The organism is Actinoplanes derwentensis, from assembly GCF_900104725.1.
GTDB lineage: Bacteria > Actinomycetota > Actinomycetes > Mycobacteriales > Micromonosporaceae > Actinoplanes > Actinoplanes derwentensis.
In genome coordinates, this window is sequence record NZ_LT629758.1 from 7,718,544 (window position 1) to 7,729,844 (window position 11,301).

At 65.7% G+C, this 11,301-nt stretch carries 12 protein-coding genes; 9 read left to right on the top strand and 3 right to left on the bottom strand.

Annotated elements, in window-relative coordinates; all coding sequences use genetic code 11:
- The first annotated feature begins 102 nt into the window (after positions 1-102).
- A complete protein-coding gene (locus BLU81_RS34220) occupies positions 103-339 on the top strand; it encodes a hypothetical protein (RefSeq protein ID WP_092550758.1) in 237 nt (78 codons plus the stop codon).
- Complete coding sequence (locus tag BLU81_RS34225) at positions 336-905, top strand: Ntn hydrolase family protein (protein ID WP_092550761.1); 570 nt, start codon at positions 336-338, stop codon at positions 903-905. The genes BLU81_RS34220 and BLU81_RS34225 overlap by 4 nt, the downstream gene beginning before the upstream one ends.
- Positions 906-916: 11 nt before the next feature.
- Here the strand turns inward: BLU81_RS34225 and BLU81_RS34230 are convergent, their stop codons facing one another.
- Positions 917-1,300: a hypothetical protein gene (locus BLU81_RS34230; RefSeq protein ID WP_092550764.1), complete on the bottom strand. Its 384-nt coding sequence runs from the start codon at positions 1,298-1,300 to the stop codon at positions 917-919.
- Between the two features lie 235 nt (positions 1,301-1,535).
- Here BLU81_RS34230 and BLU81_RS34235 point away from each other — a divergent pair, with 235 nt between their 5' ends.
- Entirely contained in the window at positions 1,536-2,000 is a 465-nt protein-coding gene (locus BLU81_RS34235) for a phage terminase small subunit (RefSeq protein ID WP_444978663.1), read from the top strand.
- Between the two features lie 15 nt (positions 2,001-2,015).
- Positions 2,016-3,737, top strand: coding sequence for a terminase large subunit (locus BLU81_RS34240; protein ID WP_157751901.1), 1,722 nt, complete (start codon positions 2,016-2,018; stop codon positions 3,735-3,737).
- Between the two features lie 875 nt (positions 3,738-4,612).
- Here the strand turns inward: BLU81_RS34240 and BLU81_RS48755 are convergent.
- Together BLU81_RS48755 and BLU81_RS48760 are read right to left on the bottom strand one after the other, a co-directional pair.
- A complete protein-coding gene (locus BLU81_RS48755) occupies positions 4,613-5,347 on the bottom strand; it encodes a hypothetical protein (protein ID WP_157751902.1) in 735 nt (244 codons plus the stop codon).
- A gap of 610 nt (positions 5,348-5,957) precedes the next feature.
- On the bottom strand, positions 5,958-6,590 hold the full coding sequence (locus BLU81_RS48760) for a hypothetical protein (RefSeq protein WP_157751903.1): 633 nt from the start codon (positions 6,588-6,590) through the stop codon (positions 5,958-5,960).
- A 248-nt stretch (positions 6,591-6,838) separates the two neighbouring features.
- On the opposite strand from BLU81_RS48760, the gene BLU81_RS50000 reads away from it, so the two are divergent.
- Genes BLU81_RS50000 through BLU81_RS34265 form a run of 5 tightly spaced genes read left to right on the top strand, consistent with a single transcriptional unit; the run spans position 6,839 to position 11,287 of the window.
- Complete coding sequence (locus BLU81_RS50000) at positions 6,839-7,264, top strand: DNA methyltransferase (RefSeq protein WP_197686013.1); 426 nt, start codon at positions 6,839-6,841, stop codon at positions 7,262-7,264.
- A gap of 28 nt (positions 7,265-7,292) precedes the next feature.
- Positions 7,293-8,456 carry an SGNH/GDSL hydrolase family protein gene (locus tag BLU81_RS34250; RefSeq protein ID WP_092550770.1) on the top strand — a complete coding sequence of 388 codons (1,164 nt, stop codon included), beginning with the start codon at positions 7,293-7,295 and terminating at the stop codon, positions 8,454-8,456.
- 39 nt (positions 8,457-8,495) lie between these two features.
- Positions 8,496-10,016, top strand: coding sequence for a phage portal protein (locus tag BLU81_RS34255; protein WP_092550773.1), 1,521 nt, complete (start codon positions 8,496-8,498; stop codon positions 10,014-10,016).
- 3 nt (positions 10,017-10,019) lie between these two features.
- On the top strand, positions 10,020-10,337 hold the full coding sequence (locus BLU81_RS34260) for a hypothetical protein (RefSeq protein ID WP_092550776.1): 318 nt from the start codon (positions 10,020-10,022) through the stop codon (positions 10,335-10,337).
- Positions 10,334-11,287 (top strand): hypothetical protein, encoded by a 954-nt coding sequence (locus BLU81_RS34265; protein ID WP_157751904.1) that lies wholly within the window; start codon positions 10,334-10,336, stop codon positions 11,285-11,287. The genes BLU81_RS34260 and BLU81_RS34265 overlap by 4 nt, the downstream gene beginning before the upstream one ends.
- Positions 11,288-11,301: the final 14 nt, after the last annotated feature.

An 11,301-nucleotide genomic window follows, 5' to 3' on the forward strand; every position in this document is an offset into this window, starting at 1 on the left:
GGCTCCCTCAGGCATTTCCCTCGCGTGCGCGAGGCGTACCGGAGCCCGGTCCCCCGCTGGTCTCTCGTATGCCTCGCGCCGCATCTCTTTCTGGAGGTCAGCGTGGCTTCGTTCGGCGACGCGGCAAAACAGCAACCCGACGAGCCGGACGGCGACTTCACGATCCTCGGCGGCACGCTGCTGGTCGAGGTCGCCGTAGACCCGTCCCGGCTGGAAGTGTTGTACGGGCAGGTCCGGGACGCGACCCGGCGTGGTGTCCTCGACGGGTACGCCGACGCGGCTGAAGAGATCGCCCGTTTCGAGCAGGCGCAGGACACCGCTGGTGGAGCCGCGCCGTGACCACGGTTGTCGGTCTGGCCGGGCCGGCCGGTGTGTGGATGGCAGCCGATTCCCGGACCAACGTCTACGACCGGCCGGTCGGCGGTGCGGTGAAGATCCTGCGGATGCCGCTCGACGGCGACCAGGTCGTGCTGGTCGGGTTCTCGGGCAACGCGGGGATGCCCGGACTCGCCCGCCGCGTTTGGCGCGAGGACCTGCGGCTCCCCACCCGGGGCGACGGCCTTCAGCAGTGGTGCGACGAGATCGCATCGCTGTTCACGGAGCCCATGGTCGCGGCGGGGATGAGTGACGCCGGCCTGCTCGACGGCAACTTCCTGCTCGGCGTCCCCGGCGCCGGGGATCTGCCGTCGACGCTGTGGACGATCGGGCATCACATGGCGATCCGGCACCACGACGACCGCGGCGCTGTCGGCTCCGGCGAGGGCCCGGCGATCGGCGCGCTCGACGCGCTACTCGCCCTCGGCACGGAGCCCAGCGCCGCGGTTCACCAAGCCTGCATGATCGCGATCTCTCGGGATCGCTGGTCCGGGCGCCCGGTCCAGCAGGAGTTCACACCAGCGGCCTGACCCGGGGATTCTCAGCCGATACCGCTCCAGGCCAGCATCCATTGCGGCTCCTCGTCGTCGGGAACCTTGAGGATCCGCGCCGCCCACCGGAGGTTCGCCGTCTCGGCGCCCAACGGCAGCTCGGCCAGGAACGCGATGGGTTCCTTCTCGGTGCGTTCGAGGTAGGAAGCCAGCACGAACTGCTCCGGTTGCCCGTCGCCGACGTCCTCGTTGAAGAGCCCGAGCAACCCGAGTTGGTAATCCGGATCGCGGTTCGCCTCATCGTCCAGGAAGCCGCTGGCGCTGGCGTCGGTGAACATGTTCTGGGCGTGCGCGGCCGTCAGCAGCAGGGTCGTCGCGTCCTCGCTGTCGTAGTTGCTGATGGCGAATCCGTAGGCGAGAACCGCGTCTCTCATCGACGTCCTTCGGTAGATGGTGATACCCGCTCATGTTCTCCGCGCGCCTACGGCGACGACGGACAAACTGTGCGACCTCGGCCGCTCGTCCAGCCGGGCCCGCTCGCTTACCTGAGCAGGCCGGTGCAGTACCCCGCTGCTCCCTTGCGCGCCCGTTGGCGCATATCAGGCCGTGCTCCCGCAACAGGACAGGCCGATTTTCTGCCCGCGATTCCCGGAATGGGAGTGAACACCGATGCCCGGACCCCCGCCGAAGGACGTGAAGCACGGCCACACTGCCCGCGCATTGGCATGGACGGAAGTCCCGGATGTGCCGTACGAGGACGGGCCGCCGTTGCCGCCGCTGGGCGGCCGCAAGAAGTGGCATCCGCTCGTCGAACAGTGGTGGGCGATCGTCTCGCGGATGCCGCACTGCGTGCTGTGGAGGCCTGAGGACTGGCACAAGGCCCTCGAACTGGCCTACGACAAGGACTTGTACTGGCGCAACGGCAACGACCGGACCACCTCGCAGGCCACCGAGATCCGCCGCAAGGAGGACCAGCTCGGGATCGGCATGGACGCTCGGACCAAGCTGCGGATCCGGTATGTGACGCCGAAGAACGACGAGCAGCCGGCGGTGGCCGCCGTGCCGCCGGCCGCCGCGAGTGGCAAGGTGCTGTCCATCGCCGAGCGCCGCAAGGCCGCGCAGAAGACTGCGTAACGGGGCGGGGCCGGGATGCCGCACCAGCGAATCCTGTCGCCCGACTACGACCCCAACCGCTCGCTCGGGTGGCTCGCCACCGCCTGGATCGAGTTCTTCGTGCGGCATGGGCCCGGTGACGTAGCGGGCCAAGCCGTCCACCACGGCCAGGAGTACACCGAGTTCATCGTCGCCGCCTACGCGGTCGGCGACGACCCGACCAACAACCACTTCCTACACGACACGATCTTCTTGAGCAGGCCGAAGGGCTGCGACAAGAGCGGCATCGCCGGCCGGCTGTGCCTGTGGGAGGCCTTCGGACCCTGCCGGTTCGCCGGCTGGGCCGAAGGCGGCGAGACCTACACCGATCCGCACGGATTCGGGTTCACCTACACCTACGAGCCCGGCGAGCCGATGGGCCGGCCGGTGCAGTCACCGTTCATCAGGATCCTCGCCACCGAGGAGAACCAGACCGGCAACACCTTCCGGACCGTTCACTACAACCTGACCAACGACGACTGCCCGCTCTACTACTGGCCCGGCCACGACACCACCAAGGACAAGGTCTTCCTCAAGGGCAACGGCGGCGGAGAGATCCGCACGTCGACGGCATCCGCCGCGTCGAAAGACGGCGGGCTCGAAACGTTCGTGGTCGCCGACGAGTCACACCTCTACGACACCACCGAACTGCTCGACATGAAGGAGACCGTCGCGCAGAACCTGGAGAAGCGCAAGCAGAACGCCGGCACGCTGCTCCTGGAAACCACGACGATGTTCGCGCCCGGCGACGGATCCGCCGCCGAGGCCACCTTCGAAGAAGCCAAGGCGATCCTCGAAGGCCGCAAGAAGCGGGGCGCAGCCCGGCTGTACTACGACCACCGGTGGGGCCACATCGTCAACCTCGCCGACGAGGTCGCCCTGCGGCAGGCGATCCGCGACGCCTATGGCGACGCCCTCGAATGGATCAGCCTCGAATCGCTGGTCAACAAGGCCTACGACTCCCGCACCTCCCCGGCCAGGTTCCGCCGCTACTTTTTGAACGCCCAGACCTCCGCGAAGGACGCCTGGATCACGGTCGAGCAGTGGGACGACTGCGGCCGTGCCGACCGGGAACTGCGCGACGGTGACCTGGTAACGCTCGGCATGGACGGCAGCGTCACCGGGGATGCCACCTGTGTTTCGGCATGCCGGGTGTCGGACGGTCACGTCGAGTTGCTCGGCTGCTGGGAGCACCCGCCCGGTGCCGCCGGCGAGGACTGGATGGTCCCGCGTGAGGAAGTCGACGCGTGCATCGCCGACGCGTTCCGCCGCTTCCAGGTCGTCGGCTTCTTCGCCGACCCCCCACACTGGACGGACTTTCTCGCGGTCTGGACAAACCAGTTCGGCGACCAGCTGAAAGTCAAGGCGAGTCTGAAGTTCCCGATCCACTGGTGGACGAACCGGCAGACGCAGATGGCCGAGGCCCTCGCCGCGTTCCGCGAGGCCGTGGTCGAGAAACGTCTGTCGTTCACCCCGTCCGACGATCGGGCGGGCCGGGTCGCGGAGCTGTCGGCGACGCTTAAACGCCATGTCGGGAATGCCCGTGAACGGCCGTCCCGAGCGGGGTTGCAGATCGGCAAGGAACACAAAAATTCGGACAAGAAGATCGATGGAGCGATGAGTACCGTTCTCGCGTGGACCGCGCGGACCGCCGCGATCGCGGCCGGCGTGAAGCCGCAGGCGCCACCGGAGCTCTACCTGCCCAAGCGGATCCGGTAACCGGGACGTCCTCGAGGAGACGAAGCCGGTCAGAGGGTAAGCCGGTCGAGTAGGTCACGCAGAGCCCTCAACCGGCGCTGCGTTTGTGGTTCCGGCGGACGGGTGAGGCTTAGCGGCCCGATCTCGTGGATGACCGCACGGAACAGGACTTCCCGGTCTTCGTCGGTGTGAATCAGGCAGCCCCAGGAGGCCCGGCCCCGTTCACTGGCCAGGGTGGCGCGCAGTTCGCGTAGATGATCGGCGGGCTTACCGCTGGACCGCGCGATCTCGTGGTCAACAGCCTCAACCAGCGCGGCGCGATCGTCGTCGTCGTCACGCAGCAGACCGGATGTGACTTTCGGCGATAGTTAGCACCCGGCCGCAGCCCACACGCTGGTCAGTGCCGTGGCGTTCGGCGATGGTTGGCACCGATTTCCGGTTTTAGTTGGCACCGGTACGGCTTTTCGGCGGTAGCTGGCACTGGCTTGCTCCGACCGGCGCCGGATGTCCGTCACCCTCGGTAGCACGATGTTGGTCGGGTCTTCGGGGAGCGAGCGCTATCTGCGGCATGAGAGCGCACCAAGGGGCAAAGAGCAATGGCTTGCGTACGACTCTGTCGGTTGCGTTCCTGACGGATTTTTAGCTTACCGTCCGTCGTCCTTGCTTGCTCGCAAGCTTTCATATCGGTCAATAAGGCAATCGGCGCACTGGCCGCTCGCGTGTTTATTGGTTTGAAAATGTTGGCGCTCCTTTTGGGTGTGCACGTTGCAAACGTCTTCACATATGACGCACTGAGTTGGCAGCCTAGCCATCATCCTTGATCCTCTCACGTCGGCGAGACCCTGGTGGCTTACGCACAATCTGCAGGGGTTGGCCGATAGAATTCAAAGCTAATTCTATCGAATGACCTCATGCAAAATGTTGACCGCGGCATTAATCGTTGACCCGATTTTCGTGTCGTCCATTTGAATATGGATTCCTTGTGCTGCAGGTGACCGAGAAAAGAGTGAACCACTGAAAACTGTAAGCGGCTGACCGTAACCCTCACCCGTGTGCCAATTCTGTGCAAGTCGCGCCTCCGTCCAGCAGCGTCCAGATCCAGCCGGAGCAGGCTGGGCTAGTAGCGGCGTCCATACGGCGAGGACCGGGCGTACCTCATGTTTTGAAAAATCTGCGGGCAGCGAGCCTCTGTCTAGATTTCCGAGGACCTTTGCGGCGGCTTTCCAAGCCAAAAACGTATGGCGCTCTATATCAAATTTCCATTCGTCCAGCCCTTGATGCCAGGACGCCCAGGCGTAGTCTTCGATCGGCCCATTTTTTGGTACCGCCTTTCCCTGGTAACTGGAAGCGGTCCAAAATTTGTATTCAACCGAAAGAAGCTCTTGGATGCCGGACTTGTCCGCTACAACGATTGCATCGTCCAGAACCGCCCTGTTCCCATTTACCTCAACCCTAGGGCGACATTTATTGAGCCGGGTCACACTCACGAATCTCTGCTGTAGGTGAGCGACCAGTAGTGCCCTGAGGATATCTTCGCCTGCCGCCTTACTCACAAGACCGACGGACGCCGTGCGCCTTCTTACCCGCTCGTCGAAATTCTTTACCAATGCTTGGATTTGAAGCTCCGGCATGTCGTTCCTCTGGCTCGGCAATATGCTCCGGAATTCTAGTTCACGTCGACCGTAGGTGGGTCCGTATGCACGCATTCTCATCGGCAAATCCCTGCTTAGGCAACCTCGCGGGCCCGTGACGGAGGGTAGCCAAGAGGCTCGTGGTTGCGGCTTCCACTGGCGCCGCATCGGCGACCGGTGTCAACAAGCCCTGAAAAGTGCCAACTAGGACCGAAAGTCACACCGGACCAGGCGATCCGGCCTTTCGGTGCGACGGTCATACCGTCGAATGGCACATGCGTTCGATCATGCGGTGTGGGGGTGTGGCGGGTCTGGCTGCTGTCTTGCTGTGACTTTCGGTTCCAGTTGGCACCTTTCGGCGTTAGTTGGCACCAGCGACCCGATGTCGCAGGAGGACGTAGGCTTCGACCCGCCCACTTGGTTACCCTGCGTCACCGCGATCGACGTGTTCGGCGCACGGATCTGTTTGATATGCAGGTGATCGTGAGGCTCCAGGATCGGGGTGCGCAGCGCCTCGATCACTCTGCATATCAGGCGTTATGCGGCCCGCCAGGGCGAAGGTGAACGAAGTTCACCCGCATAATGCCGATGTGAGTGCATTGACGTGCCACTACTGCAGGCGAACAAGTTTGAATTTTGCGAACTTTGTGCCACTAGGCCAAAGGGACCGATAGTAGTCGTTTGCCAATTTGAACGATTCGTCGACGCGATCAAGAGTCGACATTCCTCGGCGGGTGCTTGACAGCAAAGCGGCGTAGAACGACATGTCGAAGGCAGTGAGGTTGGCGGGCGTCACCTCGTCAGGAGAAGCGATTAGTATTCTTACACCGCATGCCTTCAGGGCAACCTTCCATGCGTCATTGAAGAAGGTGCACGCAGTACTTACGACGGTTTCCGGGAGCTTGTCGCCTTTCGCGCCCATGCGGGTGAAGTCGTCGGCAGTAGTATTGGTCTTCCCGTTTCCGGTCTGAATCTTTGGGCCTTGCCCATGCGCAATTATATGAAGTATGTGGACGGGTTGCTTCGTGAAGCTCAGTAGTTCGGTCTTGTTGAAAGCGCGGCTCATCGAGACATTTGCCCTAGGCATAGCCCTGCCCTGCTGGATACTATTCCGGTATAGGCCAAGAGAATTGGTGAGAAACATCGCTTCTTGGTCACTCATCAAATCTCGCATCCCACCGCACGACACGATGTGCACTCGAAGAGTCTGAACCGAAGGTTCCTTTGGGTTGGCACCCGTCATGACCTTGACCGTACTCGACCAAACGAACTGCGGTCAGCGCAATCGAGCTGCGTTGTAGACCAGTATTGGCGTCGTCGAGGTTGGGGCCGAGTTCGTCTTCATCACCTCCGCAAGGGCACTGCGCTGCCGCTGATCGCGCGGTGCCGCTGTCCGAGACGCGGGCAGGGTGGCTGAGGTTCGGTCGTGCCCGGTGTGAGTGAGTAAGCGGCGATACAGAACGTGAGCTATTCGTGATTTGAGACGAGCCGGTGTCGCACTGGTACCGCGGCCGCTGGTCGGACGTCTATCGCGACGTTCCCACCATCCCCGGGCAAGTGCGGCCATCAGCGGCGATCAAGGCCCGCGGCAGAACACCGCACACCGGCGTGATCGGCACCGGCGGCTACGAGTACGGGGCGACCCGGCTCGCCCGGTCGGTGCTGCGGGTGCGCTCGATGCACCGGCGCGCGATCCATCCGACGCAGAATCCGGTCGGCCTGCTCGACCCGCTGATCCGCTACGGGTGTCCGCCTGGCGGACTAGTCATCGATCCGTGCGCCGGATCCGCATCGACCGGCGTCGCAGCCCGCGCGGCGGGCCGCCGCGCGCTACTCGTCGAGGCCGACGAGGCGATGTGCGAGGCCGCGGCTCGCAGGCTTGCCGACCCGCAACAGCTCGGCCTGGACGCCGGATAGTCCGGCCGGTATTGGACGGGAGGTACGGATGAACATCAGCACGGACATCGCCACGGTGTCGTCGTTGCGGACCTGGCACGCGGCACTGGCCGGCCGGCACTACAGCCCGGCGGTGATCGCGGCGATCGGCACGACAGCAACAGAGGGCGTCGGTGTCACCGCGTACGGCCGTGACTACCTCGGCCAGCTCGCCACGGCGTTGCGCACCCGGTTTCCGGTGTCGCCGGAGATAGCGGGCGAGGCATATATCGAGCTGCGGCGCCGTCACGGGCAACCGGCGGTCGGCGGCGGTGCCGCGACGGTCGGCGGGAACTTCGTGTCGGCCTGGAGCGAGATGGGCGACTGGGGTTCCTACCCGTGGCCGGCGGTGCGGTCCGGTGGAACCGCGAACGGCACCACCGGATGGGGCCTGCGGGCGGTGCAGTTCAGTGCCGCCGGGCAGACGCTGACCTACTCTTTCGTCGGCAGCTCGGTGCACGTGTGGTACGGCATCCTTGCTGGTGGAGGCACGTTCTCGGTCACGATTGACGGGGTCGTGGTGGCCGCGTCGGTAACCACCGACAGCACGGTGACCGGCGGCAACGCCCGCTGGATGTCGCCAGTATTGCCGCCGGGCCAGCATCAGGTGGTGATCACCTGCTTGGCCCCGGGCAGTGCGGGAACGTACGTGCACGGGTTCGCCACGTTCCACGGCGACGAGGGCCGGGGCATCCAGGTCTACAACGGCGGGCACAGCGGCCGGGTGACCGCCGACTTCACTACTCAGTCGACCGGCTGGGCGCCGCGGCTGGCCACCATCCAGCCACACCTGGTAATCATCGAGCTCGGGTTCCAGGACTGGCGCATGAACGTGGCGGTCGCCACGATGAAAGCAAACCTCAAGACCATCATCGCGACGGTGCGGGCGAACACCACCACCAGCCCTTCCTTCGTGATCATCGGGTCGCCGAAGCTCACCAACCTCGCTCTCACCCAGGACTTCGCGCTGTTCACCACTGCCTGGCGGGAGATCGTCGCGGAGGACACCGCAGGGATCGGCGGGAGCGGGGTCGCGTACTTCGACCTGGCCGCGCGGCAGACCGCCCCCGCGACGAACAACTCCCTCGGTCTGTACGGCAGTGACCAGCTGAGCCCCACCGACAAAGGGGCTGCGCACATCGCTGACGCGTTGACGGCGTTCCTCGCCCCCTGACCGCTCGCCGCCCACCGGCAGGCGGAAAGGGGGCGGCTGTTGATCTCCACGGACGTTTCCTACTCACCCGGCTGGTACCTCAAGACGCTGTTCAACCGGCTCGGCGACAAGCAACGCCGGGACCGGCTCCAGCTACTCGACAACCACCGGCGCGGGAAAGCGCCGCTGCCGCGCGGCGCGGAGAACGCCCGCGAAGCGTTCGAAGCCTTTTCAAGGATGGCCCGCAGCAACTTCGCCGAGCTGATCGTGTCCGCACTGGCCGAGCGGATGCGGCCGGTCGGGTTCCGCACGGCCGGCGACGGTGACGTGACCGGCGATCCCGAGGTGGGGTCGCTGTGGCGGCGCGCCGGCCTGTCGGTGATCTCCGGGGACGTGCACCACGCGATGCTCGCGCTGTCGGAGTCGTACGTGATCGTCGGCGAGGTCGACGACGAGATCGACGCGGCAGTGGTCACCCGTGAAGATCCGCACCTGATGATCGGCATGCCCGATCCGTGGCGGCCGCGCAGGTTGATCGCCGCGCTGAAGGTGAAACACGACGAGGCCGACGACGTCGACCGCCTGTACCTGTACCTCGACGGGTCGGTGTTCGGTCCTGGCCGGCCGGCGCAGATCCTGGTCGCCTGGCGTAAGGCACGAGGTCAGATGGGTCCGGTCGGCGCGTTCGACCCGAGATCCTGGTCATGGGACGAACGGCGCTCCGGCGTGCTGGCGCACGACCGGATCCCGGTCGTCCAGTTTCTGAACAAGGACGAGCTCGGCGAGTACGAGCCGCACCTGGACCTGATCGACCGTGTCAATCACCAGGTGCTGCAACGGATGACCGTGGCCGTGATGCAGGCATTCCGGCAGCGCGCCGTCAAAGGCCTGCCGCTGCGATACCCCACCGACTTCCCGGACCCGGCGCTCGCCGGTAAAGAGATCGACTACTCCGGCGTGTTCGCCGCGGACCCCGCCGCGATCTGGCAGCTGCCGGAGACCGCAGAGATGTGGGAGTCCGGCGCCGTGGACCTACGGCCGCTGGTCGAAGGCGTATCCGCCGACGTACAGCACCTCGCGTCGGTGACCCGCACACCGCTGCACCTGATGCAGCCGGCCGGAGACAACCAGTCCGCCGAAGGCGCCAACCTCCAACGGGAGGGCCTGACGTTCAAAGCCCGCGACCGCATCGACCGAACCTCCGACCGGTGGACCCAGGTCGTGGGGCTGATGCTGTTGCAAGCCGGCGCCACTGACCGGCGAGCGCTGGCCCGGATGGAAACGATCTGGGCGTCGCCGGAACTGCTATCGCTGGCCGAACGCGCCGACGCCGCGTCGAAGGCCAAGGACGACATCCCCGTGCGGTCTCGGCTGACGCACATCTGGCAGTTCAGCCCCGACACCGTCGACCAGATGATGGCCGAACGCGCTGACGAACTGGTGCTGGCGCAGCAGGTCGCCTACGCGACCGCCATAGCCGCACAGGCCACCGCGGCCCCCGCCCCCGTGCTCGTGGGCGCGGCGGGCGGTGCACCGGTGCCGGACCCGCTCGCCCCGCCGACCACCGGAACGAGGACGTGATTCATGGCGGTCGTCCACATCGCCATCGGCAACAGCGACGACCGGCTCACCCCACGGCAGTGGTCGGCGCTGATGACCGCGGTCGGCGGCGCGGTGTCCCGGGCCGCCGTGATGCCGGGCGCGCGGGTGCACGGGGCCTGGACCAGTGGCAACCACCTGCCGTGGCAGAACGCCTGCTGGTGCTCCCCGTTGCCCGCCGGCCAACGGTTCGTCACGGTCCGGCGGATTCGGCTTGGCCGGCTGGCCAGCCGGTTCCGGCAGGGCCCGATCGCCCGGGCGGTCGCCGGCACCGAGTTCATCGGACCCACCGGCGGCCTGTGATGGACGTTCCCCGGCACACCGGGCGGCGCCTGGCCGAGACCGAGGACCAGCTGATCACGCGGATGCTCGGCCACCCCACGTTCCCGGCACCGTTGCGGGGCCTGTGGTACTCGCCCGCGCTGCCCGGCCCGCCGGTGCCGCAGCCGTCCCGGTTCCGCGACGCGACGAACACCGGTCTGGCCAGGCTCGGCATCACCGAGACGGACCTGGCCGAATACACCGGCCCGGGCGGCTACGACAGAGGCGGCCCGTACCTGATCGAGGATCAGGTCATCGGCGTGGACATCCGGCTCTACAACTCGGTGCAGATGACGATCCGCCGCTGCAAGATCCTCGCGCACATCGACGTCGACTCGGTGGACGCGGCGCTGACGCTGGAGGACTCCCACGTCGACGCCGGCCCGTGGTCGAACGCGGCGATCGGGTTCCAGAATCTGACGATCCTGCGCTGCAACGTCCAAGGTGGAATCACGGCCGTCAACGGGTCGTACAACGTTGTCGTGCAGGACTCCTACCTGCACGGACAGGTGATCAGTGCGGCCGGTTCCGACCATGCCGGCGGATTCCTGTGCTCCGGCGGCGGCAACATCGAGCTCCGCGGCAGCACGATCTGGTGCAGCGTCCAGGACAACGGCCACGGTGGCGGACCGTCGAACAATCTGAACCTTTTCGGTGATCTCGGACCGCTGCGCAACATCCGGGTCAAGGGCTGCTACTTCCCGGCGACCGCGGGCGGCTACTCCGTCAGTTTGGGTCACAACCCGGGCAAGCCGTACGGCGACAACCCGGCCGGCATCGTCTTCGTCGACAACGTGCTCGGCCGTGACCTGCAAACCGGCCGTGGCGGGGCGTACGGGACGGTCACCAGCTTCCTGGCGAGCGAGCCGTCGAACCTGTACGCGGGCAACGTCTGGGCGGACAACGGCCAGCCCGTACCGGTGAACACCTGAGCAACGCCCCTCGC

Coding starts and splice junctions, on each gene's coding strand:
- BLU81_RS34235 (WP_444978663.1), top strand. CDS start 1,536: ATGCCCGGACCCCCGCCGAAGGACGTGAAGCACGGCCACACTGCCCGC.
- BLU81_RS34240 (WP_157751901.1), top strand. CDS start 2,016: ATGCCGCACCAGCGAATCCTGTCGCCCGACTACGACCCCAACCGCTCG.
- BLU81_RS34260 (WP_092550776.1), top strand. CDS start 10,020: ATGGCGGTCGTCCACATCGCCATCGGCAACAGCGACGACCGGCTCACC.
- BLU81_RS48755 (WP_157751902.1), bottom strand. CDS start 5,347: ATGCCGGAGCTTCAAATCCAAGCATTGGTAAAGAATTTCGACGAGCGG.
- BLU81_RS34250 (WP_092550770.1), top strand. CDS start 7,293: ATGAACATCAGCACGGACATCGCCACGGTGTCGTCGTTGCGGACCTGG.
- BLU81_RS48760 (WP_157751903.1), bottom strand. CDS start 6,590: ATGACGGGTGCCAACCCAAAGGAACCTTCGGTTCAGACTCTTCGAGTG.
- BLU81_RS34230 (WP_092550764.1), bottom strand. CDS start 1,300: ATGAGAGACGCGGTTCTCGCCTACGGATTCGCCATCAGCAACTACGAC.